The sequence below is a fragment of the Candidatus Nomurabacteria bacterium genome (assembly GCA_023898465.1).
Classification (GTDB): Bacteria; Patescibacteriota; Patescibacteriia; order HK-STAS-PATE-3; family HK-STAS-PATE-3; genus HK-STAS-PATE-3.
Window position 1 is genome coordinate 1,015,732 of sequence record CP060223.1, and the last position, 23,464, is coordinate 1,039,195.

General features: G+C 47.9%; 27 protein-coding genes and 1 tRNA gene. 10 read left to right on the forward strand and 18 right to left on the reverse strand.

The features are described from left to right. Positions 1-135 precede the first annotated feature (135 nt). Positions 136-1,269, forward strand: a complete 1,134-nt coding sequence (locus tag H6760_05035; GenBank protein ID USN53491.1) for a polymer-forming cytoskeletal protein — start codon at positions 136-138, stop codon at positions 1,267-1,269. Positions 1,270-1,330: 61 nt separating this feature from the next. On the opposite strand, the gene H6760_05040 is transcribed toward H6760_05035, so the two are convergent. Next, on the reverse strand, positions 1,331-3,037 hold the full coding sequence (locus H6760_05040) for a cation:proton antiporter (protein ID USN53492.1): 1,707 nt from the start codon (positions 3,035-3,037) through the stop codon (positions 1,331-1,333). Between the two features lie 252 nt (positions 3,038-3,289). Here H6760_05040 and H6760_05045 point away from each other — a divergent pair, with 252 nt between their 5' ends. After that, complete coding sequence (locus tag H6760_05045) at positions 3,290-3,799, forward strand: peptidylprolyl isomerase (GenBank protein ID USN54067.1); 510 nt, start codon at positions 3,290-3,292, stop codon at positions 3,797-3,799. A 97-nt stretch (positions 3,800-3,896) separates the two neighbouring features. Here the strand turns inward: H6760_05045 and efp are convergent, their stop codons facing one another. The 4 genes from efp to rpsF are packed head-to-tail and all read right to left on the reverse strand — an operon-like array spanning position 3,897 to position 5,649. Further along, the gene (gene efp / locus H6760_05050) at positions 3,897-4,469 is read right to left on the reverse strand and encodes an elongation factor P (GenBank protein USN53493.1); all 573 of its coding nucleotides are present in this window, start codon (positions 4,467-4,469) and stop codon (positions 3,897-3,899) included. Between the two features lie 3 nt (positions 4,470-4,472). Continuing rightward, positions 4,473-4,697 carry a 30S ribosomal protein S18 gene (locus H6760_05055; GenBank protein ID USN53494.1) on the reverse strand — a complete coding sequence of 75 codons (225 nt, stop codon included), beginning with the start codon at positions 4,695-4,697 and terminating at the stop codon, positions 4,473-4,475. 1 nt (position 4,698) lies between these two features. Then, entirely contained in the window at positions 4,699-5,139 is a 441-nt protein-coding gene (locus tag H6760_05060) for a single-stranded DNA-binding protein (GenBank protein ID USN53495.1), read from the reverse strand. A 12-nt stretch (positions 5,140-5,151) separates the two neighbouring features. Beyond that, positions 5,152-5,649, reverse strand: a complete 498-nt coding sequence (gene rpsF / locus H6760_05065; GenBank protein ID USN53496.1) for a 30S ribosomal protein S6 — start codon at positions 5,647-5,649, stop codon at positions 5,152-5,154. A 332-nt stretch (positions 5,650-5,981) separates the two neighbouring features. On the opposite strand from rpsF, the gene H6760_05070 reads away from it, so the two are divergent. The 4 genes from H6760_05070 (at position 5,982) to H6760_05085 (ending at position 9,912) form a co-directional block, all read left to right on the forward strand. After that, positions 5,982-7,190: a methyltransferase domain-containing protein gene (locus tag H6760_05070; GenBank protein USN53497.1), complete on the forward strand. Its 1,209-nt coding sequence runs from the start codon at positions 5,982-5,984 to the stop codon at positions 7,188-7,190. A gap of 695 nt (positions 7,191-7,885) precedes the next feature. After that, complete coding sequence (locus H6760_05075) at positions 7,886-8,572, forward strand: rRNA pseudouridine synthase (GenBank protein USN53498.1); 687 nt, start codon at positions 7,886-7,888, stop codon at positions 8,570-8,572. Positions 8,573-8,903: 331 nt separating this feature from the next. After that, positions 8,904-9,161 (forward strand): hypothetical protein, encoded by a 258-nt coding sequence (locus H6760_05080; protein ID USN53499.1) that lies wholly within the window; start codon positions 8,904-8,906, stop codon positions 9,159-9,161. 367 nt (positions 9,162-9,528) lie between these two features. Next, complete coding sequence (locus tag H6760_05085) at positions 9,529-9,912, forward strand: DUF2202 domain-containing protein (protein USN54068.1); 384 nt, start codon at positions 9,529-9,531, stop codon at positions 9,910-9,912. A 50-nt stretch (positions 9,913-9,962) separates the two neighbouring features. On the opposite strand, the gene H6760_05090 is transcribed toward H6760_05085, so the two are convergent. From H6760_05090 to H6760_05120, 7 genes are all read right to left on the reverse strand, one after another. Further along, on the reverse strand, positions 9,963-10,475 hold the full coding sequence (locus H6760_05090; GenBank protein ID USN53500.1) for a hypothetical protein: 513 nt from the start codon (positions 10,473-10,475) through the stop codon (positions 9,963-9,965). Between the two features lie 1,315 nt (positions 10,476-11,790). Continuing rightward, positions 11,791-12,309 carry a transposase gene (locus H6760_05095; GenBank protein ID USN53501.1) on the reverse strand — a complete coding sequence of 173 codons (519 nt, stop codon included), beginning with the start codon at positions 12,307-12,309 and terminating at the stop codon, positions 11,791-11,793. 78 nt (positions 12,310-12,387) lie between these two features. Continuing rightward, complete coding sequence (gene ychF / locus H6760_05100; GenBank protein USN53502.1) at positions 12,388-13,437, reverse strand: redox-regulated ATPase YchF; 1,050 nt, start codon at positions 13,435-13,437, stop codon at positions 12,388-12,390. Between the two features lie 18 nt (positions 13,438-13,455). Further along, on the reverse strand, positions 13,456-13,788 hold the full coding sequence (locus tag H6760_05105) for a hypothetical protein (GenBank protein ID USN53503.1): 333 nt from the start codon (positions 13,786-13,788) through the stop codon (positions 13,456-13,458). 4 nt (positions 13,789-13,792) lie between these two features. Then, positions 13,793-14,530 carry a coenzyme F420-0:L-glutamate ligase gene (locus tag H6760_05110; protein USN53504.1) on the reverse strand — a complete coding sequence of 246 codons (738 nt, stop codon included), beginning with the start codon at positions 14,528-14,530 and terminating at the stop codon, positions 13,793-13,795. Beyond that, positions 14,527-15,213, reverse strand: a complete 687-nt coding sequence (locus H6760_05115) for a dihydrofolate reductase family protein (protein ID USN53505.1) — start codon at positions 15,211-15,213, stop codon at positions 14,527-14,529. The genes H6760_05110 and H6760_05115 overlap by 4 nt, the downstream gene beginning before the upstream one ends. Next, a complete protein-coding gene (locus tag H6760_05120) occupies positions 15,152-15,853 on the reverse strand; it encodes a queuosine precursor transporter (protein USN53506.1) in 702 nt (233 codons plus the stop codon). Before H6760_05120 ends, H6760_05115 begins: the two co-directional genes overlap by 62 nt. 478 nt (positions 15,854-16,331) lie before the next feature. Between H6760_05120 and H6760_05125 the strand changes: the two genes are divergently transcribed. Beyond that, on the forward strand, positions 16,332-16,598 hold the full coding sequence (locus H6760_05125) for a hypothetical protein (protein ID USN53507.1): 267 nt from the start codon (positions 16,332-16,334) through the stop codon (positions 16,596-16,598). A 52-nt stretch (positions 16,599-16,650) separates the two neighbouring features. Here H6760_05125 and H6760_05130 read toward each other — a convergent pair whose 3' ends face one another. Next, the gene (locus H6760_05130; protein ID USN53508.1) at positions 16,651-17,157 is read right to left on the reverse strand and encodes an NUDIX domain-containing protein; all 507 of its coding nucleotides are present in this window, start codon (positions 17,155-17,157) and stop codon (positions 16,651-16,653) included. A gap of 122 nt (positions 17,158-17,279) precedes the next feature. On the opposite strand from H6760_05130, the gene H6760_05135 reads away from it, so the two are divergent. Further along, positions 17,280-17,813, forward strand: a complete 534-nt coding sequence (locus tag H6760_05135; protein ID USN53509.1) for a hypothetical protein — start codon at positions 17,280-17,282, stop codon at positions 17,811-17,813. 87 nt (positions 17,814-17,900) lie between these two features. Then, on the forward strand, positions 17,901-18,116 hold the full coding sequence (locus H6760_05140) for a hypothetical protein (protein USN53510.1): 216 nt from the start codon (positions 17,901-17,903) through the stop codon (positions 18,114-18,116). 37 nt (positions 18,117-18,153) lie between these two features. Here the strand turns inward: H6760_05140 and H6760_05145 are convergent, their stop codons facing one another. Genes H6760_05145 through lgt form a run of 3 tightly spaced genes read right to left on the reverse strand, consistent with a single transcriptional unit; the run spans position 18,154 to position 21,087 of the window. Continuing rightward, positions 18,154-19,014: a bifunctional 5,10-methylenetetrahydrofolate dehydrogenase/5,10-methenyltetrahydrofolate cyclohydrolase gene (locus tag H6760_05145; GenBank protein ID USN53511.1), complete on the reverse strand. Its 861-nt coding sequence runs from the start codon at positions 19,012-19,014 to the stop codon at positions 18,154-18,156. 2 nt (positions 19,015-19,016) lie between these two features. Then, positions 19,017-20,246 carry a serine hydroxymethyltransferase gene (locus tag H6760_05150; GenBank protein ID USN53512.1) on the reverse strand — a complete coding sequence of 410 codons (1,230 nt, stop codon included), beginning with the start codon at positions 20,244-20,246 and terminating at the stop codon, positions 19,017-19,019. Beyond that, positions 20,203-21,087, reverse strand: a complete 885-nt coding sequence (lgt, locus tag H6760_05155; GenBank protein ID USN53513.1) for a prolipoprotein diacylglyceryl transferase — start codon at positions 21,085-21,087, stop codon at positions 20,203-20,205. The genes H6760_05150 and lgt overlap by 44 nt, the downstream gene beginning before the upstream one ends. Before the next feature lie 90 nt (positions 21,088-21,177). On the opposite strand from lgt, the gene H6760_05160 reads away from it, so the two are divergent. Continuing rightward, positions 21,178-21,263 (forward strand) — tRNA-Leu (locus H6760_05160). Between the two features lie 176 nt (positions 21,264-21,439). Here the strand turns inward: H6760_05160 and H6760_05165 are convergent. Further along, positions 21,440-22,165 (reverse strand): hypothetical protein, encoded by a 726-nt coding sequence (locus H6760_05165; GenBank protein USN53514.1) that lies wholly within the window; start codon positions 22,163-22,165, stop codon positions 21,440-21,442. A gap of 184 nt (positions 22,166-22,349) precedes the next feature. Next, the gene (locus H6760_05170) at positions 22,350-23,180 is read right to left on the reverse strand and encodes a hypothetical protein (GenBank protein ID USN53515.1); all 831 of its coding nucleotides are present in this window, start codon (positions 23,178-23,180) and stop codon (positions 22,350-22,352) included. Positions 23,181-23,464: the final 284 nt, after the last annotated feature.

A 23,464-nucleotide genomic window follows, 5' to 3' on the forward strand; every position in this document is an offset into this window, starting at 1 on the left:
ATTTTCTTATATTTTTAGCAATAACGCTAATAATTACTATTTTTTTTGCAAAAATATTACTATTGCTTTGGTGATAAACCATATTGTTTCTTTGTTTCGTCAGGAGTAAACTAAAGCTAAAGATTAGTAACTAGTATGCTTATGAAACGCTGGCAGAAGATTGTTCTTTCCGTCGCAGGAGTCTTTTTAATTCCCGGCATAGCTCTGGCAGCTACTATCCAGAGTGGAAATACCTATACTTTAGCCACTAGTGAAACCCTGGAAGGGGCTTTGTATGTGGCAGCTGGTACAGTAAATGTGGATGGCACAGTCAACGGAGATGTGATGGTGGCTGGTGGCACAGTTACAATCTCCGGCACAGTCAACGGAGACGTTCTTGCAACAGGCGGGACGGTCTCAGTGACTGGTAGTGTAAGTGAAGATATTCGTTTAGCTGGTGGTCAGTTAACCATTGCCACAACAGTGCCGGGAGATGTAACAGTTGCCGGTGGATCAGTTACCTTAGAAGATAATGCCGAGGTGATGGGAGATGTGCTAGTGGCCGGCGGTGACCAAATGTTGCACGGCAAGATCCACGGTAAAGTACGAGCAGCGGGTGGAGATATCACCTTAGCTGGAAGTATTGACGGTGATGTTCGCGTGTATGCTGGTGCGCTTAGCGTGGCTGATGGTGCGGTGGTAAACGGTGACCTTACCTATTCCTCGGAGCATGAAGCAAGTATTGCCGCTGGAGCGAATATTGTAGGCACAGTGCATTATGACAAAACCACCTATCGCTTAAGCTATGGCTTACTCGGTCTAACTATTGTAAGTCTGATTATCAAATTCCTTGCCTTGATGGTAGCGGCAGTTGTTGTGGCGGCTGGTTTCCGACGCTACAGCGAGAAGATTGTACACCTCGGACGGATGCAAATTGGTAAGCAGTTTGTGATTGGCTTACTCGTCTTCATTGTTACTCCAATCGCCTTTGCCATTCTCTTTAGCACGGTTATAGGGAGTATGCTTGGACTTCTCCTCCTTAGCATTTATATAGCCGTACTGATTGGGGCTGGCATCTTTGCTGGCATCCTTTTTGGAGCTATGGGTATGCGCTTCTTGAAAAAGGATTACCCAGAAAATGGCGACTGGGTTTCCGCCCTCCTAGGAGTATTAGTCTTGCAGCTAATTGTCCTGATCCCTATCGTGGGTTGGTTAGTCGGATGCTTCTTCTTCCTGCTCGCCCTCGGTAGTATTTGCACTGATAAATGGGTGACGATCAGAGGAAAATAACTGAGTAGATAAAGCAAAGGCCCCGGTGAGTACTAGGGGCTTTTGTTATTACCTAGATATCTTAGCTCAGTTGCTTTTTTAGCGAATCAAGAATTTTTACGTCATGTCGTCGCCATTGCTGCATAGTTGCCGTATTAAGACGCCCACTTTTCAGTAAGGTTGCTAAGTGTTGACCGCTCACAAAGTGTGGCAGGATAACGTAGTCTGCTCCAGCGTCATAGAGTTGCTGCGCTTCCCAATTTGTATACGCAGTTACGATAGTAGTAGGACGATTTTTTTTGCGGTCCTGTTCACGGAGTATGCCCAGCAAAAGTAGCGTGTCATTTAAATCCGGAATAGTTGAAATGATCACTGACGCATCCTCTAGTCGAATATGTTCTTGGATGTCCGGCTCTGTCACATCGCCAAATACAACTCGATAACCATCTTCTTCTAGTCGTTTTGCTACGACTGGGTCAAGGTCAACAATAACCACTTTTTTCTTTTGTATCTTTCGAAGTAGGTGTCCACCTAAGCGATTTGCCCCAGCAATAACAATTGATCCAGCTGGGATTGCCGGCATGGCTGATTCTTCTTTCGCATTCTTTTTTTCAAAAATACCGAGTATTTTTTCAAGTCTAGGATAGAGCTCTTTACTATAAAGAATGAGATAGGTGGATAGTACGATGGTAATAATGCCGACCAGAGTAACAAGTGAAACCTCTTGTGATCCAATATGCCCAAGCGTTAATCCCATACTCATGACAATGAGGCTGAATTCAGAAATCTGGGCGACAGTGACACTGGCATAGAAGCTAGTTTTTTTACGGTATCCCAAAAGCCCCATAATAATCAGCACAATGAGCGGGTTGCCAATCAGGACAAAGAATGAGAGTAAAATTGCTGGTCCAAGTACGGACGAGAAATCAGAGATGACAAGTGTCGAGCCGAGTACAATGAAGAAAATAACAATGAAGAAATCACGCAGAGGTCGAATTTGTGATTCAATTTGATATTGTTCTAGCGACTTGGCCAAGGCAACACCGGCTAGGAAGCCACCAATTTCAATAGAGAGGCCAATAATATCACTGGCAACAAAGAGGCTAATGCCAAAGGCCCAGGCAATACTCGTGACAAAGAGGAGCTCTTGCGATCGGGCAAGTTTTTCAAAAAACCAGGGCAGAACTTTTTGCGATAACCAAAGCATGATGCCAAAGAGGGCGGCGCTCTTCGCTAAAGTTAAGAGAAAGGGAGTGATTTGTAGACCAGTGGCGTTCTGCTGATAGCTGGCCAAAAAGATAAGCATGAAAATAGCCACCACATCTTGGACAAGCAAGAAGCCTACCACGATGCGGCCATAGAGGCTTTGGAGATCTCGTTTTTCCGATAACAGTTTCACCACGATGATTGTGCTCGAGAAGGTGATGGCCACTGCGATGTAAAGTGCAGAAACGGTGCTGTAGCCAAGTAGCTTCACAATTCCAAAGCCGATCAAACAGGTAAAAAGAATTTGTCCTACCCCAGTTAAGAGCGCTGCCCGTCCTACCGTTTTTAATGTATCAAAGCGCATCTGCATACCAACTAAGAAGAGGAGCAAGGTAATACCAAAAGATGCCATCAGGTCGAGAACGTGTGCGCTCCCATCAAATTCGAGTAAGCCAAATGCTCCAACTAAAATCCCAGCAACCAAGTAGGCCACTAAGGTAGGTTGACGTAGCACTCGGGCAACGAGTCCGAGAATTGCAGCGAGAACGATGACAAGGGTTACGTCGGCAAATGCAGCAGGCATATACATAGTATAAAGTGACAAGTAATAAGTGACAAGTAATAAGTGACAATAGATACAAAGCAATTTCTCTTTGTTTACTTGTGAGAAAGGCAAGTTACTTGCTATACTTTTGCTGTTATGTTCACACGTAAAACATTCATTCTTAGCATAAGCGCGCTTGGTCTGCTTGGTTTGATTTTCGCCTTCACTCGTTCCGGGGGAAATGTGAGTGAATCAAATACCAATACAAGTCGCGTTGAAGGAGTAGCCACTATGTCTAGTCAGCAGGAGAAGCTTGCCCAGTCGCCGACAGCTGTTGTAGAAACAAATTTCGGGACAATGAAGATTCGCTTTTATGCAGATGATGCGCCAGAGCTAACAAAAAACTTTATTGAGCTAGCCAAGAGCGGGTATTACGATGGATTAACTTTTCATCGGATTGTCCCGGGTTTTGTTATTCAGGGTGGTGACCCAAATGGTACAGGTACAGGCGGGCATAGCTATAAAGGTGAGGGTCAGGGCTTAGCCGATGAGCCAGGTGCTTTAGCGCTTACGCATGAAGTTGGTGCGGTGGCCTGGGCAAAATCAAGCCTACCGAATTCTATTGGTAGTCAATTCTATATCGCTTTGCAGGAGTTACCAATGCTTGATGGTGGTTACTCAGTTTTTGGTCAGGTTGTTGAAGGTATGGATGTAGTGCAAAAAGTTGCTGCAGTGCAAACTGATGCCAGTGACATGCCAGTGGATCCGGTGACCATTACAAAAGTAAGCTTGTTAGAATAACTTAGCAAAAAAATAAAAATCAGCTCGTAAAAAGCTGATTTTTATTTAGTCAAATTTATGCGCGCTCGACCTCTCAACTTGCTCGAAGTCTCGCTCGCTACGCTCTCTCGACGTATTCGCCGGTTTCAGTGTTGACGCGGATGACGTCGCCGTTTTTCACAAATGCCGGGACGCGGATAGTCGCACCAGTTTCCACTTTTGCTTCTTTTAAAACAGCACCTTGGGCAGTATCACCACGGACAGCGTCTGTGGTTTCTGTTACCGTCAGAGTTAGCTTCATTGGCAATTCAATAGTAACTGGCTTGCCGTTGTAGTTCATGATATCGACATCGAGTCCCTCAGTCATGAATTGCACTTCGTGTTCGAGTTGTGTTAGGGGGAGGGAGAATTGGTCGTAGCTTTCCGAGTCCATAAACACGCACTGATCGCCCTCGACATAGAGGAAACTTGCTTTGCCACGGCTAAGATCAGCCCGCTCTACTCGGTCGCCTGACTTAAAGGTCTGCTCGATAACCCGGCCATCCAACAAGTTTTTCAACTTCGTACGCATGTTCGGCTTACCCTGCGATTTGCGCATGAAGGATGCTTCCACAATCTTATATGGTGCACCACTCCAGTTAATCACCACGCCGAGTTTTAGGTCGGTGAGGTTTTGTAGAATGTCAGCCATATACTATTGAACCACAAATGGGATAAGCGCCATGAAGCGAGCACGCTTGATTGCTTCGGCCAGGCGTCGCTGGTGCTTCATGCAGACACCTGATCGGCGCCGCGGCACAATCTTCCCATATGAAGAAGTGAAACGCTGCAAGAGGCGAGTATCTTTGTAATCAATGTCTTCGATTGCGTTGACGCAAAAGTGACATGAGTGAGGTTGGATTTTTTGAGTGTTGTTCATACTAGAAAGGAATTTCTTCTACATTAATTTCGCCGTCATCAGCTGGGGCCGATTGAGGAGCACTTGCACCAGCACTGTCCTGTGACGGTGCGCTAGACATCGGGCTTTGGCCAGGTCGGTCAAGCATAATCATATTCTCAGCTACGATTTCTGTTCGGTTTCGCTTATTGCCTGATGGGTCTTCCCAGTTACGGGTTTGCATGCGACCTTCGATGAAGACGCGGCTACCCTTTTTGAGATATTGACTGCAGGTTTGTGCTAAACCAGACCAGGCGACAACATTATGGAACTCAGCAGCTTGCTTTCGTTCTCCGCTGTCTCGGTCTTTCCAAGTGCGGTTTGTAGCGACGCCGAATGAGCAGACTGATTGTCCGTTTGGAGTGTTACGGAGCTCAGGGTCTCGAGTGACGTTGCCGATAATTTGTGCGCGATTGAAATCCATAGGTGTGTTTGCTTATTTGATGAGATCTTGTTCAAGGAGCTCGTCGATTTTTTCGTCTAAGTTTTCGAGAGAAGCGCGATCGTCTTCTTTTTCCACCTTGCGAGAAGAGGTGTTTTCCTCTTTTTCATCGCGTGACTCTTCAGCCTCGCTTTGCGCTTCTGCGCGTCGCTTGGCTTGAATGCGTTCTTGCAATTCCCGCTGGGCTGCTTCCATTTCTGGAGTGCGGACTGGCAAACGGATAATCTGATGACGTACTAAGTCTTGCTCGAGTCGAAAAATGCGATCGAGCTCAGCTAACTTTGTGCCGTCGATATCAAGCTCAAGAAGGACATAGAAGCCCTGCTTTAAGTGATTAATCTCATAGGCTAAGCGGCGCTTGCCCATGTTTTCGATTTTGGTGATTTGTCCACCAATATCGCTGATGTGCTTTTGCAACGTAGAAGCGTATTGTTCAGCTTCTTCGTCAGTAAAGCGGGGGTTGATGAGGAGGAGTAATTCGTAGTGTTGCATATGCTGAATTAAGAATATCGCACGGATGGCGGACCCGGGCGATGTAGACTTAGCTATATCGTGCGGGGGCCCTTGAGGGGTAATCCTTACTTCGCATAGAGCTCGAAGGACTGTCCGCAATCTCGTTGTAAAAGCACCCTAACACAGGGTTATTTTTTTGGCAAGGGTAGAGAAAGTAAAGCACGAAACTCCAAATACAAGGCTCTAAACAAATTCTAAATCCAAAACATTTACTAAATAGACTGAATTTAGGTCATTGAAATTTCTTATTTGTTTGGATATTCGATATTAGTATTTAGAATTTATCTATGAGACTGTGCTACACTTCTCCTATGCCCCAGTATTACTTTATTCTTGGTAAAAACCCGAAGCTCTCTTTAGCAGAGCTAGACCAAGCCCTGCAGACTCGTGCCATTACCAGCGAAGTGGTGGCTCGTGCTTCTGACTACTGTATTTTGGAGACCAAAGAAGAGTTAAATCTGGTGGAGTTATTGCAGCACTTGGGAGGTACACTGAAGGCAGGGCAAATACTTGAAGGGCTTTCTTCACGAGATGAAGTACAAAGTATCTGCGCAAATGTAGATTGGGCAGAGAAAAAACTACCGCTCACAAAACATCGGGCAGAATTTGGTATAAGCGTCTACGGGACAAAAAAGTCTGGACCCTTAAGTAAGCGCTATGGTCTAGGTTTAAAAAAAGCATTGCAGTCAATTGGACATTCTGTGCGGATGATTTTTGATCCAAGCGGCCAACTCAGCAGTGTTACCGTAGCAAAGAATGGATTACTGAGTAAGGGTTTTGAGCTTTGCGTGTTAGAAAGTGCCACTCAACATTGGCTTGGACTTAGTCAGGCAGTGCAATCATTCCGCAAGTTTAGTGAGCGGGATTATGGCCGACCTGACCGTGATGCGCGCAATGGCATGCTTCCGCCAAAGTTGGCACTCATGATGCTTAATATTGCGGGCGCAAAAAGCGGAAGCGTCGTGCTCGATCCTTTTTGTGGATCAGGTACTGTACTGCAAGAAGCACTTTTGCTGGGATGCAAAAAAGTTTATGGTTCGGATATTAGCGAGAAGGCGGTAAAAGATTCGCAAAATAATGTACAGTGGCTTAGTACGCAGGAGAAGTCGATTGGCACTGTGCAGATACGTAAAGTTGACGCTCGTCAGCTGCGTCCTACCTATGTCGCAGAGTCGGTTGATGTGATTGTGACCGAGCCAGACCTTGGTCCGCCGCGACCGGCGCGTAACGAGGAGCAAATAGAAGAACGACGACAAGAAGCCATTGCTTTGTATCGATCTTTCTTATCATCAGCGACCAAGGTGTTGAAGGCAAACGGTCGGGTGGTTATGGCTTGGCCCGTTTGGTCTCTGCAGGATACTCGTTATCACTTGCATCCAAAGAAAATACTACCAGACGGCTGGACACTACTTTGGCCCTATGGTGATCTAGTATCGCAGGATGGTGAAAAGACCTTGCTCTATGAGCGACCAGGTCAGTTTGTAGCTCGTGAGATTGTGATACTCTCCCCAAATAAATAGCCTTGACATTGATGTCGGCATTACTTATGTTGGCAGTGTTTGTTGCACCTTAAAGAGGAGGGAAGAGTCGATGGGAGATTGTGAGGGTGAACACGAGGGCGTTAGGACTGGACTTACGGAAGTCTACTGGGATCCCAAATCAGGGAAGTTTCTATATAGAGGCCGTACGCGTCCGGGTGTGCCCAGTGAAAGGTCCATCAAGTCGAAGCTCGGGGAGAAGTCGAAATCTCGAAAGAAAAGGAGTGGCAAGAAGAAATGAGGCGGCGTATGGCGACACATCAGGACGATGGTCGCCTTTTTCTTATAAAAAGCAAAAAGCTGAGATAGTGACTAGTTTCAAAAAATGAACGAAAAAGAGACTGACACAGAGGCCAGTCTCTTTGGAATTCAATCAGATCGCGTTATCGAACACGAGTCCCCATCATTTGTTGACGGGGCCGCGGAATGACGCGGGGAGGTGGCGAGGGTCGAGTGGTGCGTCTGCTTTGGATGAGCAGGCGGGCCGCCATTCGTACAGCAAATCGTCCGTCAACACAAGGGCGAAGTCCGTATTTGAAATTCGCCCACAGGGTTCTCCTGTTCGTGGCGATCATGCCAGTCCTTTCGTTGCAGTGTGGAAAGTGCATTCCCTCCACTAACATAGCTAGTATAGCGCGTTCCTATACGACTGCAAGTGGATAGCGTACAATGCACATATGTCAGAACGATTACAGAAATTTATTGCCCGTTCGAGTCAGTATTCGCGACGCCGAGCTGAGGAGCTCATGAAAAGCGGTGTGGTAAAAGTAAACGGCCAGGTTATTCGCCAACTCGGCACCAGTGTAAATCCAGAAGAAGACGTGGTGGAGGTGCTTGGTAAGAGGGTGAATCCAGAAACGCGGATCCGCTACATAGTTGTACATAAGCCGCGCGGGTATGTGTGTACACGGGCGCGTCATGCAAAAGAAAAAACAGTCTACGACCTTGTGCCAAATAGTCGAGACCTGGTGATTGCTGGGCGCTTGGACAAAGAGTCAGAGGGTCTCGTACTACTCACCAATGATGGCGCATTAGTGCAGCAGCTGACCCATCCTAGTTACCAGCATGAGAAAGAATACGAAGTAGTAACTGCGCAGCGAATCACTGATGCTCATATTGCCAAACTGCTTCGTGGAGTGCCGCTTAAGGAAGGTTTGGCAAAAGCGGATAAAGTACAACGAATAAGTGAGAAGAAAATAAGACTAGTACTTCATCAAGGTTGGAAACGGCAAATTCGTCGTATGTGTGAAGTGATTGGCTTAAGCGTATTGCGATTGAAGCGAATTCGCATGGGGAGTCTGAAGCTTGATACACTTGAACTTGGCGCATCCCGCGGTGTGAAAAGGGATGACTTTTTAAGTTAGATATTGTTGAAGAAAAAGCATTGTAACAGCTGCTTGTCTATTTTTTTGCTATGTGTTAAAAAAGGGAATGGATCTTTTCAACCTGGAGGTGAGTTATGGGTTGTCATGAGTCTAGTAATGGCCCCGATGCACATGACTGTGCCGACTGGGAAAGTTGGGTGGAGTTTTTGCAGGGACCTAAGCCAACTTCTCCGCTGTTGGATGTACCTCGAGAATCGAGCGGATTTTCTGGAATCGATGAAGGTCTGAGACAGGATTTCTGGGCTAGCCTTTTGCGTTTTTCGAAGATCCTGAATGAAGAGAAGCCTGAGTCGAGCTAAGGAGGGACAGTATGGGAACCGGAGAATGTACTGGTGGAGAACGCATCCGGACTGGTGAGTCCTGGGAGGAGCATCAGGAAGGCTATCGCTATCTCGAGATGCAAGCGCGCTTGGACGCTATGTCAGATGCTCTTGGTCTGCCCTTGGCTGGTTCGAGTCGTCGAATGGAAGTGGTGCCGCCTGCTCAGGTGCCGAGGTGGTTGCGACCTGACGCATCAATGCAGCGGCCGAAGTATGCACCTTGGTATCGCCAGTCGCATGAATGGTGAGTCGGCATGCACGACATCAACATCCAATAGAGAGGTCGTCCTATCAAGGAACGACCTTTTTCTTATAATAGTTTTTTGAAAAAAAATTTAGTTTGGAATAGTATAATAAAAGAAAGCATTAAACAAATAGCATATGCAATCAAAAATACTCACCGCAACACTTTCTGTAGCTATTATCATAATGGCGGGTGTAATTATCTATTTATTAGGAACAAATAAGGAGAGTCAGACCACGGCGACAACAAATTCTTCATTAACGAACACTAGTGTCTTGGTTGATACGGTGACCGAAAAGAATTGTTTGGCTGATGATTGTCTCTTGGTTGATAACCTGGAATACCCAGCAGCCAATCTTCCTTCATATGTAATCACCGCGCTTGGCAAAGCAATTGATGATGAGTATAAAGCGCGAGCGACTTACGAAGCGGTAATTGATCAATTTGGTTCCACTCGACCCTTCTCCATGATCATCCGGGCTGAGGAGCAGCACATTAGCTCACTTAAAGCTATATATGATAAGTATGGAGTAGATATCCCGGTTGATCCGTATGAGGTCGACGCTCTCGACATCCCCGATACAATTGCGGAAGCGTGTCAACTTGGAGTAGAGGCGGAAATTGCAAATGCTGCGTTATATCGAGATGAGTTATTACCAGAGGTGAGCGCATACGCCGACATAATCTCAGTGTTTGAAAGCTTAATGAATGCCTCACAAGAGAAGCATCTTCCGGCATTTCAAAAGTGTAGTTGAGTAATGAGAAAAACCGCGCAGCCTGTGAGAAGCGTGCGCGGCTGGTCGAGTCATTCGGGGTAGAGGGCGAGCGATGAGCGGTCAACATCTGGCACGTCAGCTAGGCAGAGTGCAGGGGTGAGCGTGGGATCGCGAATGAGCAGGCTGATGTGAAGTAGATCCTCATCACCGGTACGTTTTGACCGGAAGATGATGGGGTCGCGATACCAAGGCTTGATGATGAGCGTCCATCCCTCTCGCATATGACCTGGATTTGCAAAAGTGATTGACTGATCGTGCACAGACGGACTCCAAGGAAAGGAGCTCGTATGTTTCCCTGCTGCGGTTGTGAGTGTAACTCGCGAGCCAAGGAAGGCGCGATTACAGTGATAGACTTGAATCGAGTCAGGTTCGATGTCCTCGAGTTCGGGGTCAAAGACGGCGATCCGTGGATAAGGAGTCACTTGGACTCGCTTCGGACCATAGACATGATCATAGACCCAGGTCACCGAAGCAGGGAATACGCCGATGAGAAGCAGTAGTGAGACGATCACAAGGGAAATCCAGCCAAAAGCCTTTCGCACTACGCACCTCCTGTGCAGGTTTTCCTAAAGAGCAATTGCTATAGAGCACAGCTTAACTGGATTTTGTATTTTCGCCAAGTCTAAAGTAGCACTTGCAAATTTTTAGCTCCCTGTGGTAAAGCAAAGAAGCTCTTTATCCCGTGAACGCAAAACATTCAAGTAAAGGAGGTTGCGGTGTCACCGGAACAGCGGAATAGGAAGCGTTTGCGCAAGAGTTGCGAAAAGCAACTTCAACGGAACGGAACCATGCCTCCTGGTCCGTGGAGGTGGGTGCATGGCGTGCTCTATGATCGCAATGATCAGGAGTTGACTCGCGAGCGTCCAGAAGCCCTTGGTCTCGAGGGCCTCCCAAAGCCGCTCGAACGGTCAGGATCTCGTTTCCCGAATCGACCGAGGGAGTATGGGCGGGACGGTTCGTCCACTCAGCAGAGGCCAAGCTGGTGGTGAGATGTCTGCAGGTGAGTTGCAATATACTCACCTGCCTTTTTATTAGTAAAGCCGCGCAACTCAGAGTGAGTGCGCGGCTGAAGCCGGACAAGAATCTTCTTCGCAGTCGGTTTCGTGGTTTCCGGTGGAAACATCGGGCTTCTGACGAGTCACGACGAGTACGACGACGAGGAAAATGGACAGTGCGCAGAGAAAGCACACCATAAGTATGGTGTAGTCGGGGTCCGGCGCAGGCTGAGGCGGATCGACTAGTCCAAAGATAGGGTCAAGGTAAAAGAGCATGACTACCTCCGAGTTTGCAGCCATTTGCATGGTAGTTAGTTTTTACCTTTAGGTCAATAAAAACCTGCGAGTATATTCTTGACAAAGGGTCATGAATTGCTAAGGTGGTTTTGTTTACTAGGCTCTTTTTAGGCGAGGTGCACATGGCTGAGAAAATGCCCAAATCAGTAAAGGCCAAGAACGCTCAGTTTGAGCAATGTCCGATCTGCCGACAGGTAGATATCCGACCACTTGTAGATCATCTCACCCCGGACGGTAAGATGACCTGTCCTGGACCGCGGCTTCAGGTATGTGACGGTGAATCAAGCAACTGAGGAGGTGTTACCGTGGCGGATGGTGAATCGACTGGCGGATCGATCGAGTACTCGATCGGCACGCCTGAAGGGTGGGAAGAGCTCAAGCGAGCTCAACGAGACCTTCGAGATGCGCAAGCGGGTTCGAGCGGCTGTTTTCTCCGGCCTCATTGGCCAAAGAGAGAGGTGGTCAGAGCACTGAAAGAGCATGGACTCTTGAAGTCCAAGACTCGTGAGCGACCGTCCTAGGATGGTCGCTTTTTCTTTATTGCAAAAACGCCTCGCTAAGAGAGTTAGTATGGGATCGAATCAATCAAAGAGTAGTTAGCATTTACAAAATCTTTATAGCTTGACCACGGCCAGTCCTCAGGTTTATTTACCAACCCATCCCTCACTGGATTATAATGAATATAGTTCACGTGATGATTTAGATCTTGTTGGTCACGGATGATGTGGTCGTAAAATGATTTTTGCCAAATAAATTTCGTAGATAGCCGAGGATGATCATCCTCGGCTATGAGGTGTGGATATATAATATTAATACTCCTTGAAATGTTTCTTTTTAGGCAATGCATAAGATCAGAAATATTACTTTCATAACGAGGCCGTAACAAAAAATGTGCATGATCATGCATTACAACATACGCGTATAGATAATAAGGTTGGATATTTTTTGTTATTTGGAGTCGGGAGATAACAATATTCGCAAGATGAGAATCTTTGAAGAAGGGAATTCTATTGTGAGTTACAATTGTGACAAAATATATTCCATCCGGAATATAGATTCGTTTAAGCTTACTAATAAACAACATGGCGTCTCCTTAAAGATCGCCACATTTCCAGCCTATACTGCTGTTCTGGAAAAGTAAAGCTGCGCGATACTGAGTCCCTTACTGACTGATATGGAAATGCACAACGTCTCCATCTTGGATGATGTACTCCTTGCCTTCCATGCGCATGAGGCCTTTTGCTTTTGCGTTAGCTTCGCTCCCAGCCTCAAGTAAGGTTTTCCAGTTAATCACTTCAGCTCGAATGAAAGCCTTAATAAAGTCGGTATGAATCACTCCAGCAGCTTGCGGGGCGGGACTTCCTTGCTTCACAGTCCAAGCGCGGGTTTCCTTCGGACCCGTGGTCAACATGGTGATGAGGTTGAGCAATTCGTAGGAAGCGCGAATGAGTCGATCAAGTCCACTCGATTTCCATCCCAATTCTTGCAGCATGGCTTTTGCGTCTTCGCTGGGGAGCTCGGCTAGTTCAGCTTCCATTTTTACGCATACTTTTAGCGGAGTGGTGGCCTCACTTACCTCATCTTCGCTCACGTTATAGAGAGTGAGGATAGGCTTCATAGTAAGTAGATTGAGGTAGCGAATCGCCTCCTTTTCCTCTTTACTGAGATCGACAGTATTGGCTGGCTTCCCTTCATTCAGAGCTGCATTTATTCGCTCTAATATACCCACCTGCAACTTGGCTTCTTTGTCACCTGATCGAGCTTTACCGTTTTGTGTATCTAAAGCTTTTGTCACCTGATCTAAATCAGCCATAGCCAGTTCATAGAGGATAGTTTGTTCATCCTCATCTGGGTTGACTCGACCGGATACATGATGGACATTCGCATCTTCAAATCCACGTACGACGTGACAGATTGCATCAACCTCTCGGATGTTTGAGAGAAATTTATTACCTAAGCCTTCACCTTGCGAAGCACCTTTGACCAAACCGGCAATGTCGACAAACTCAATTGTCGTAGGAATAATTTCCTGCGATGCTGAGAGTTTTGCTAAAGGCTCCAATCGATCATCAGGCACGGCAACGACGCCCACATTTGGGTCAATGGTAGCAAAAGGATAGTTAGAGGTATCAACCTGCTTTTTGGTTAGCGCTTGGAAAAGGGTTGATTTACCGACATTGGGTAGTCCGACAATTCCGACCTGCAGTGACATAGAGGAGTGGGTTACAAATTATGAAACATTTTTCTTCCACTCGCGCTGCTGATTTTTTTCTTCTTTCGCGCGCAGTGCTTGAGGAAGGTCTATAGAAAGCTTATTCGCAATATCAGTCAGGTAAATTATGCAGTCGGCTATTTCCTCAGCTGCTTCTGACCGCTTGGTGTCATCGGCCATTGCTAGGCCTTCTGACTTTCGAATCGCCCTAGCGAGCTCGCCGATTTCTTCCATTAGGAGCACGAGCTTATCTTTGACTGACTCATCATCAAAACCCCGTTCAGTGAGTACTCGTTGAAAATACTCTTGGAGCTCGCTTAAGCTGGGATTATGTGATAGTTGCATAGACATAGCGCTACCCTTTTCCCTTACGCCAACGCACCGCGTTCAGTAGCGGCCCATAGAGATCATCACGTTTGTTGATATGCAAATTGCGAATCTCCTTTGGACTAGGATTTCGTTTTTGGAATTGCACGAAAGGGAGCTTGGTGATAAGAGCGAGTGGTGTTTGTTCAGTACCCTCACCCATAACGGCAACTGCTGCAGCGGCTAAGGCATCACTGTGATTTGCCTGCGATAAGTACATGGGATGACCAAATAAATCCTTAGTCCCGCGATAATCTTTCAGTGCCAAGAAGCCAGAGTGGGCAATCGCAACTCCAGTGGTTCCCCAGCGCAAAGGTCGAGTAGTGCTGTCACTGATGATAACGCCGATCTGCTGACGCCGGAAACGCTTTTGCAAATAGGTTCGAATCGCATTAGCACTTTTTTTAGGATGCTTTGGCAGCATCACGTGCGCGCCCGCCGCATTCGAGTGATCAACTCCCGCTGCAGGGAATAAGTGCGAGTATTTAATTGTCAGCATGGTGTGATATTTACTGCGCTGTCGTGGTAAATACCATTCAGCCTCTCTTTGAATCAAGGTGTCTTTATCTGTCCTACGGTCTATATGACCCTCACACAGTGCTACGATTTTTGACGTTACGACGAGGATGCTTTTTTCCGGAATGTTTTTTACTGCGCGATCAAGAATACCGGTCAGTGGGCCGGATTCCTCAGTTATACGTGGAGTGCGGATCGCTTTGATATTCATCGAGGGTATTGTATACCGTATCGCAGGAAAAGTTCGCTGTCTAGCTCTTTTTGGCTGATAAGCTTCAGCTGAGGCAGGCGCTTTGGTTGGAACATGCTTCCTTCTAGCAAATGAAGACTATTACCTTTTTCACTGCCTAGCAACTTTGGCGTGAAAGTGAGGAATAGTTCATCGAGTAATTTTGCCTGTACAAAACTCTGTACTAATTGCGGGCCGCCCTCAACTAAGATGTGATGATAGCCATCCCGATAGAGTTTGGCGCTTAACTTTTTTGCAGAAAAGTTTTTATCCTTCACTTGCTGTATCGCCGTATAGGCAGGTGCAGATCTGCGAAGGCCTTGCATAATCTGCGCTTGCCTACTGACTACGATATAGAGGAGCGGTCGGTGTTTGCCAAGCTGCTTTCGTCGCTTTTGAAAGTTCGGGTCAGTCAGGCGCTGCAGAGTGGGTGAGTTTAGTGCAGTATTGCGGCCATGAATAAGCACGTCAGCATGGGCCCGCAATTCAAGCAGCGTTGCAAAATCACGCTGGCTGCCGAGAGGCCAGTATGCTCGGGGATGTTTCCTTGATTGCACTACACCGTCTACTGATTGAACAAAGTTCGTGTAGAAGTAAGGGCGCTTAGACTTCAGCGGAAGCTTCAGCCGTCGGTAAAGTGCTTGGTTTGCTCGGTGTTTTGTCATTGCGTAGCCAACGAACGCCTAGGTAAACAAATGGCGTTTCAATAATAGACATAGCGCATTTGAGCAACCAGTATGGCAAGATGAGACTGAAGAGGAAGCTGGCGTTATTTCCCAAACCTTTATCAAATGCGTAGAAGGCCAAGGTCATGAATACAACTGTATCGACGAGTTGTGCCACGATATTAGAAAGGTTATTGCGTAACCACAAACCTTTGTCCTGCATTTTTTTTCGTAGGCGGGCAAAGACAGCTACATCAAGGAATTCAGCCAGAGCAAAAGCGATCAGACTAGCGGCGGAGATGCGAATTGATTGTACAAAGATAGTATCATAAGCTGCTTCGCTCCCAGAAAAACGAGTGGAGGGTGGCAAGCTGGTCGCCAGTGCAGTGAAGAGAAAAAGCAAGAAAATCATGAGTAGCCCAGCGCGGATAACGCTACGAGCTCGTTCGCTTCCGTACACCTCAACAATGACGTCGTTAATGGTGAAGAGGATTGGAATCACAAAAATTGCTACGCTGGCATTCAGGGTGTAGGAGCCGAGGTGCAGCAATGGAAAAGTCTTGGCGCCCAGCAGCTCAGAGCACATGATGCAGAAGATGTAGATGGCGACCAGTAGGTCAAATTTGCGGATGGAAAACATCTCGCCAAGTTTATCAGTGAGCTCTCAGAAAAGCAAGTAATATTGACAAGCTGCAGTTGTGTTGTTAAATTGTCGTGTCGTTCATTAAGATTTCTTTTTTCCACGTGCCCTGACTAGAGGAGGTAAGGCCGTGCATTGGAACTTTGGGCCCCGATTCGGCACCCCGGGGAAAACGTTTCAGAGGTATCAGGTGATTCTGACTGAAGAGCAGGAAGAGCGTCTGGCCGGTACCTGCTTCCGCCCTACTCACGCGGCATTGTCGGGACGGATCATGCGAGCTGGCTTTGCTTGTTTGCTTTTCTCTGAGGACTTGTGCGAACAGATCCTGGGAAAGATCGAGGAACAGATCCGGTTCTTGATTCCGGTACCGTGGCGTGGCTACACGTTTCGTCTTTCCGTGAGCAGTGTTGGGCCGATTGGTTGGACCTCAACCATTACCAAGGAGCACCTGCTCTGGCGCAGTTTGCAGCCGCGGTATATGGAGCTCTTTCAGATCAACAAGCATGCAAACGGGTATCGGGTACGACCGGCTTACCATGATCGTTTCCCGGCACCTCTGACGAGCGTGATCACCATGGCCACTACCATTCGCTGGAATCCGATTGATGCGAGATGGAACGTGTATGTCGAGACGGTGTACCCGGGAGTTGACATTGGACCCCTGCGTGCTCCCAGTTGTAGCTCTCGGATGATCAGGGATGTGAAGTTTTGGGATTGGAATGCGCCCGGCCAGCCGCTTAGCTGAGCGTGAAAGAATCGTAACGAAGCCTTATCCTACTTGGATGAGGCTTCTTTCTCTATCTTAATATACGCCGAATTTTTGGTAGCGCCTCAAGCATATGCTTAAAAGCTATATTTTCAGGCGTATGATCAATCGGAATCCACTCATAGCCATCAACATCATCAGATGGTTGAATGTTCTGATCAAGTAATTCGCAGTAGTAGTAGAGATTGAGTACTTTTGTTCCATCACTAACACTTGGATGCTGATAGGTATCAATGTAAGAGCCAAGGTAATCTCGAACCTCCACATCAACTTTGAGTTCCTCTTTGCACTCTCGCAGTATGCATGATTCGCCACTTTCACCGTTGTCGAGAAAACCACCAGCAAAATCTAGACATCCTTTCCGTGGTTCACGAGCACGTCGGACGTAAAGCAGTTTTCCATTTTGATAAAAAATACCCACAGTGGCTGGAATGGGATTATGAAACTGCATAGTATTGCATTGGCTGCAGCGGAGATGTTGTCCATCAAATTGTACGAGTCGTCCACCACAGTACATGCAAAATTGTCGTGTGCGCATAGCCCTAGTGTACTGCGGAAATGGTTTTGCGAAAAGAGCAAGGATTGACAAAATTGCGATTTTGAGGTAATAAATGAAATAGATACAACACCATTGTCCTTTGACAGAAAAGGAGGCAGCCGATGCGTAAATCGCTTGCTTTTTTGTTGTTTGTCTTGGCTCTCTGCCTGGCTCACTTGCCTGCTCGCGTTTACGCGGAAGGCTGCAACGGCCAGAAGTGGTGCGTCGAGACATCGGAGTTCGCTTTTCGATTGGGTGAATACCCGATCGAGATCGACCGCCTGCGTCACTTGGAAGAAAAGGGTGCGCCAGACATGGCGAGTACCATCCGGTACATTCTCCAGCATCCGAAAACCATCACGTATATCGGGTGGATTCGCCCGACTCCTGAGATGCACTATCTCAGCCTACGGTGGAACGTCGGTCTCCAGCTCAAGAGCGGCGAAGTCATTTGGGCTCAGCAGTGGATCTACGAAGAGAATGGTCACATGGTTCAGAGTGATCCAGGAAACTTGCATTTCTCACCCATTTCTAGCGGTAGGAGTGGCGAGAACAATCAAGGAAAGTCCTACCTCGCTTTTGTGGTTTTCCCGGAGCGGAAGGCCGACGGAAAGGATTGGAAAGACAAGGAAGTCGCGGGATTGGTATTCGAGTAACCCCGGTTTCGTGGCGTCATCATGATAGACACATCGTGAGCCACGGAAGAAACGCAGTCCGACGACTGCACAAGAAGGAGAGCGGAGATGAAGAAGCTTTTGATCTCTCTGTCGGCGATTGCGCTCCTCGCCAGCCCGGCCGTGATCCCGAAGGTCGATGTGGCTGACAACGGAAGCGTCGAGATCAGTCAGAGCGGTGACGCTCAGGCCTGGAATCTCGTTCTCATCATGTGTAAGGAGTTGCACGTCGATGAGATGTGCGATCTCTACGACCACGGTGTGGACGAGGGCTGGTGGAACTAGCCATCGACGGGCTACCGCGCCGTATTCTTCTCGCTTACTAGCGAAGAGAGTGCGGCGCTTTTTCTTTTACTATAAACGCCTCTACCGTGCTCTGCAGCAACATTGCGACAGTTACAGGACCAACGCCACCAGGTACCGGACTGCGCCAGGCAGCCACACCTTCAACACTCTCAGCATCAACATCTCCAGTCACGCTCCCATCAGGCATTTCGTTTATTCCTACGTCGATCAGTATGCTCTTGGGTTTAAGCATGTCACCCCGGAGGTATTTAGACTTCCCTGCAGCAATAATAACGACGTCGGCTTTTTTTACATCATCAACTTGCATTTCATCAGCTCGTTGCGCGCTCACTTGTAAGCCTACGCTTTCTAGTGCTTTACGCATGGGTAGGAAAAAGGTGTCAGAGTAAGCTAAAACCAGCGCCTCTTTGTTATTCATTTGCTCATCGGTTTTTTGTAGAAGCGCCATAATGCTGCGAATCAGGCTGGGCGCTTGACCGCTCTGTCCAGTCAGGTAGCGCTCTACATTCATTGGATGAAAGCCATCCACATCTTTACGCCAGTCTATGGCCTGGGTGATACGATCTTCATTCAAGTGCGAAGGCAAAGGCAGCTGCACCACAATGCCGTGCACTTTTGCGTCACTATTCAACTCTTCGAGCTTTCGTAGTACATCAGCCTCATTTGCATCAGCTGGAAATCGATGGAGCGCAAAATGAATGCCGAGTTTTTCGCAGGCTCGCTCTTTTACTTTCACATATACCTCAGAAGCCGGATCATTGCCAACTAGGATAATAGCTAAACCAGGCGTGCCTGAGATTTTAGCAAGTTGCGCGGCAGTACGATCGGTAATTTCTTTGGCCAGTGCTCGGCCATCAATGAGTTGGGTTGTGAACATGATTACAACTCAGGATAGAGTGGGAAGGCGGCAGTTAATTCCTCTACCATTTGTATTGTCTGCTTTTGCTGCTCCTCGCTCTTTGGATTCTTGAGCAGTGCGGCAATAGCCTGACCAATGCGAGTGAACTCAGCTTCTTTCATGCCTCGGGTAGTCAGTGCAGGAGAGCCTAAACGGATTCCTGACGGATCCATAGGCTTGCGCGGATCATCCGGGATCATGTTTTTATTCAAAGTAATGTGAACGCTGTCGAGTAATTCCTGGGCTTCTTTACCGCCTAAACCAAGCGGAGTGACATCAGCCAGGATAAGGTGATTTTCCGTGCCACCAAACATTATGCGCATACCACCTTCTTGTAATGCATTGCAGAGTGCCTGTGCGTTCAACTTAATTTGCTTCGCGTAGTCTTTAAACTCAGGAGTAAGCGCTTCTCCAAAAGCAACAGCTTTCGCCGCAATGTTATGTTCATGCGGACCGCCCTGCATACCAGGGAAGACTGCTTTATCAATTGCTTTGGCATGTTGCTCTTTGCACATAATCATACCGCCGCGAGGTCCGCGTAGGGTTTTGTGCGTAGTGGTAGTAACGACATCAAAGAGCGGCACTGGATTCGCCATTTCTCCAGCAGCAATTAATCCGGCAATATGGGAAATATCGGCCATGGTCAGCGCGCCAACCTCATCAGCAATTTTTTTTACCCGCGCATATTCAATTTCTCGCGAATAAGCAGAGTAGCCAACCAGGATGAGTTTCGGATGATGCTCTTTTGCCAATCGCTCCATTTCTTCGTAATCGATCTGTCCCTCGGCGGTTGTTTTGTAGCGAATGAAGTTAAACAGTTTAGCCATCCAGGTCACCGGATGTCCGTGGGTGAGGTGACCGCCATGACTGAGGTCCATACCTAGCACTGTGTCGCCCGGTTCCAGCAAGGCAGAGTACACCTCGATATTTGCTGGTGCGCCTGAGAGGGGTTGCACATTCACATGCTCGGCGCCAAAAAGCTGTTTAGCTCGGTCAATCGCCAACTGCTCAACCGTATCGACATGTTCGGTACCGCCATAATAGCGTTTACCAGGATAGCCTTCGGAATATTTATTTGTGAGCACAGAGCCGAGTGCCTCAAGTACAGCCAAGGAAACAAAGTTCTCGGATGGAATCAATTCAAGGCCGTGGCGCTGGCGTTCCAGCTCAGCCTTGATGGCTTCTTGGATAATTGGGTCGTGGGTTTGCATCGGACTTGAGTGTAGAATGCTCTGGGCGGACTGGCAAGGGATAGCGTTTCTGGCTAATACGAATGAGCATCCAGAAACCGAGCAGGATAAAAAGTGCGCTCACAATGAGCGGCAGACGTATACCGATAATATGTGGCGTTGCATCAAAGCGAAAGAGCTCGGCTGCAAAACGGCCAACTCCATAGAGTAGGAAAAAGAGGGCGGTAACAACCCCAATCGCTGTGTCATTTTGACGTTTTCGTTCCAGCCAAATAAAGCCAAGTAGTAGCACTACACCGAAAAGATCAATGAGCGATTCATAAAGGAAGACCGGATGAAAGTAGCTGGCGTTGATATAGCTTTCTGGTCGAAGTGATTCAGCAATTGGAATGCCCCAAGGCAAGCTTGTTGGTCGTCCAAATAACTCTTGATTAAAATAGTTTCCCCAACGCCCAATACTTAAGCCCAGGAGTACGCCAGGCGCCAGGAGGTCCGTCAGGCGAAGGAGGGGAAGTTGCAAGCGCCTTGCTCCATAATAGAGCACTAGTAATCCGACAAGTATGCCACCATGGATAGCCAGGCCGCCCTGCCAAATTTGGAATATGTCACCTGGGTGTTGCCAATAGTACACGGGTTCGTTCAGCACGTGATAGAGCCGCGCGCCAATGAAGCCGAGAAAGGCAGTGAGCAGGAGGAGGTCGGTCAGTCGGCCGAGCGGGATATTTCGCTTACGAGAAAGGAGGTAGGTAATAAAATACGCGCTCAGCATGCCCAGACTTAAGCAGAGTCCGTACCAGCTAATAGAGATATTTCCTAGCGTAAAAGCGACGGCATTGGGAAGTGTTTCGTGGAGGAAATCCATAGCTCAAGTGTAGCACGCTTGCGAATCTCTGCACTTCGCGCTACCTTAGGGCATGTCTGCCTACGCGAAGCCGCTTTGGCAGACGGGCACGCCGGAGTGGTGAAATGGCAGACACGCCAGGTTTAGGACCTGGTGGGAGCAATCCCGTGGAGGTTCAAGTCCTCTCTCCGGCACCACGGCCCATCGCGGGCTGCGGCTTCCGTAGATTCAAACAAGTTGAATCTACGGAAGCCTCCACCCGCGTGTGCCTCTTCGTCTCGCGCTTAACCCTTCGGGCCCAAGTCTTGAATATACATACAAAACAAGGTCAGCGCGCTGCTGGCCTCTTTCTTTTTCCCGTAATGTGAGCGCACTACGCTTTGGCGAGCGTATCGTCCTTCTTATCCTCACTCTCCTTTGTTGCTGTTTCTTTCATTTCAGCAAAGTGTGCATCTAGGAATCGATTCAGGGCAGTACGGAGAGCGTTGGCCTGCGGTTTTGCTTCAAAGATTTTTACAATATCCTCTTTTACCTCCGCCCAAAGTTCCTTACTTACCTGGGACTCATATCGCAAAATATCTGGCAACGCATTTTTTTGCCAACTGATTAGAGCGCGACCGCTTCGATTTTTTTCACTTAACTCATCGCGCAATCGCATGAGCTCATTGCGTAATTCACTTCGATAATAGCGACGATGAATGCGTCGGTGGCGTTCGTCCTTCAGCACGCTGAAAAGGAAGAGAAGCAACCAACCTGCGCCAAGTAGCACCACGCCAAAGAGTAGTGCTTGGAGCCAGCCAGCGCCAACCATTTCCATGAGGGTGGTTGAGAAGAGGAAGGAAAATCCTGCCACAATCATAGCTAGGCCATTTCGGGTAGCCCGACGTTCCGCTAAAAGATTCACAGCCGCAAAGGGATTCTGGCCATAGAATCCGCGTGTCTCATCTTCAATCTGTTGAGGAGATTTTACCAAACTGAAACTGAGGAGAATACCTCCGATAAACTGCATGCCAAGTCCGATAAGTTGCAGTGCTTCCATAACAATAGTATAGCGATTTTTTATTGAGAACCCAAATGCGCTATACTGCAAATGAGACATTCCTTACCGAGCCATCGTGCTGGTTTCACAAAAAAACGTTCGATCGATTTCACGTCCTCCTCTTATCCGCTCCTTTTTTCTCGGCTCATGATGTCTCATTTGACTGCGTAAGGTAGCCCACTGACCTTGCGTAGTTTTTTTATAGAAAAAGTCCCGCCTCATTGCGTGAAGCGGGACTCGTAGGTCAGGACAGATGGAGACGTCGCATCAGCGATGGGATCGCCAGAGGAAGGTCATCGTCAGACAGTTTGGCAAGCTCAGGTAGAGCACCCTTAATCGCATGAAGTATGCGAGGCATCTTTTCAGAGGCGACACCGATTACCTTATCCTGCGTCGTTCCTTCATCAGGCTTGTCAGTGATGAGACAGACCGGGGTGACAGCCATGCCCAGTTCCCTGCCCAAGAATGCCTCGGGTAGAACAGTGAGCATGCCAGCAATCGTCACGCCGAGTGCGCGCATGCGTTTCACATCAGCGCGGGTTTCGAACTTTGGTCCGCGAATCACCTCAAGTGTTCCGAAATCACGCCACCCAATACCCTGCTGGGTGAGGTGATTGCTTACTTCGTGGTGCAGCATAACACTGAATGGATTCGGCATGTCGCCGAAGAACTCGGGACCGTCGTCGGGTTCGGCGAAGCTCAGTCTGCCAAAGCATGGCGTAATACATTGGTTAGGTAAGACGACCTGACCAATGTATGTCTTGTCTGCTACTCCTCCCACGAGACTCGTGCCGATGATCCGACGAACACCTATCTTCGCTAGAGCAGCGATGTAGATACGATGATCGATGAACTGGGGGAGTATGTAATGTCCCGACTTGAGCGTTCGCCCGTACCCATGTCGGTTTACATGGGCAATCGGGATGTCGCCGACTCGGAAGACCTGAACGAACACGTTTCCACCTGTCGGAGGGTTCATCTCGTATTCTTGGTAGTCACCAAAGACGCTCTGCAGATCGTGCGCTCCAGTCCCTGTAGTAAGGGCAAAGCGGCAAAGAGGCGGTTGATGAGACATGATTCTCCTCCTAAGGTTTGCGCTTTCAAGGATCTTTCTTTCTCTTAGCATGGCGAAATAAGAGCTTACAAGTACCATTGTCCACATTTTATTGACATGTACGCATAAAATATGGCGAAATACCCCTTGACAAGGCTTTTCGGCAGCAGTATACTGTCTGCGCATTATTCAATCGTAGCTTTTCACGATATGACTCAGTTACTTACTCCTAATACTACCGTCGGCTAATACCGAGCCTTTTTCGTTCGGTTGCGCCGCCGGAAGGCGGTTTTTTAGTCCTCAGG

Coding starts and splice junctions, on each gene's coding strand:
- H6760_05080 (USN53499.1), top strand. CDS start 8,904: ATGGGAACCGGAGAATGTACTGGTGGAGAACGCATCCGGACTGGTGAG.
- H6760_05115 (USN53505.1), bottom strand. CDS start 15,213: ATGACAAAACACCGAGCAAACCAAGCACTTTACCGACGGCTGAAGCTT.
- H6760_05170 (USN53515.1), bottom strand. CDS start 23,180: ATGTCTCATCAACCGCCTCTTTGCCGCTTTGCCCTTACTACAGGGACT.
- H6760_05130 (USN53508.1), bottom strand. CDS start 17,157: ATGCGCACACGACAATTTTGCATGTACTGTGGTGGACGACTCGTACAA.
- H6760_05125 (USN53507.1), top strand. CDS start 16,332: ATGGAGCTCTTTCAGATCAACAAGCATGCAAACGGGTATCGGGTACGA.
- H6760_05150 (USN53512.1), bottom strand. CDS start 20,246: ATGCAAACCCACGACCCAATTATCCAAGAAGCCATCAAGGCTGAGCTG.
- rpsF (USN53496.1), bottom strand. CDS start 5,649: ATGCAACACTACGAATTACTCCTCCTCATCAACCCCCGCTTTACTGAC.
- H6760_05060 (USN53495.1), bottom strand. CDS start 5,139: ATGGATTTCAATCGCGCACAAATTATCGGCAACGTCACTCGAGACCCT.
- H6760_05095 (USN53501.1), bottom strand. CDS start 12,309: ATGTTGTTTATTAGTAAGCTTAAACGAATCTATATTCCGGATGGAATA.
- H6760_05145 (USN53511.1), bottom strand. CDS start 19,014: ATGTTCACAACCCAACTCATTGATGGCCGAGCACTGGCCAAAGAAATT.
- H6760_05075 (USN53498.1), top strand. CDS start 7,886: ATGTCAGAACGATTACAGAAATTTATTGCCCGTTCGAGTCAGTATTCG.
- efp (USN53493.1), bottom strand. CDS start 4,469: ATGGCTGACATTCTACAAAACCTCACCGACCTAAAACTCGGCGTGGTG.
- H6760_05055 (USN53494.1), bottom strand. CDS start 4,697: ATGAACAACACTCAAAAAATCCAACCTCACTCATGTCACTTTTGCGTC.
- H6760_05035 (USN53491.1), top strand. CDS start 136: ATGCTTATGAAACGCTGGCAGAAGATTGTTCTTTCCGTCGCAGGAGTC.
- H6760_05105 (USN53503.1), bottom strand. CDS start 13,788: ATGTCTATGCAACTATCACATAATCCCAGCTTAAGCGAGCTCCAAGAG.
- H6760_05135 (USN53509.1), top strand. CDS start 17,280: ATGCGTAAATCGCTTGCTTTTTTGTTGTTTGTCTTGGCTCTCTGCCTG.
- lgt (USN53513.1), bottom strand. CDS start 21,087: ATGGATTTCCTCCACGAAACACTTCCCAATGCCGTCGCTTTTACGCTA.
- H6760_05040 (USN53492.1), bottom strand. CDS start 3,037: ATGCCTGCTGCATTTGCCGACGTAACCCTTGTCATCGTTCTCGCTGCA.
- H6760_05045 (USN54067.1), top strand. CDS start 3,290: ATGTCTAGTCAGCAGGAGAAGCTTGCCCAGTCGCCGACAGCTGTTGTA.
- H6760_05070 (USN53497.1), top strand. CDS start 5,982: ATGCCCCAGTATTACTTTATTCTTGGTAAAAACCCGAAGCTCTCTTTA.
- ychF (USN53502.1), bottom strand. CDS start 13,437: ATGTCACTGCAGGTCGGAATTGTCGGACTACCCAATGTCGGTAAATCA.
- H6760_05165 (USN53514.1), bottom strand. CDS start 22,165: ATGTCTCATTTGCAGTATAGCGCATTTGGGTTCTCAATAAAAAATCGC.
- H6760_05120 (USN53506.1), bottom strand. CDS start 15,853: ATGTTTTCCATCCGCAAATTTGACCTACTGGTCGCCATCTACATCTTC.
- H6760_05140 (USN53510.1), top strand. CDS start 17,901: ATGAAGAAGCTTTTGATCTCTCTGTCGGCGATTGCGCTCCTCGCCAGC.
- H6760_05110 (USN53504.1), bottom strand. CDS start 14,530: ATGAATATCAAAGCGATCCGCACTCCACGTATAACTGAGGAATCCGGC.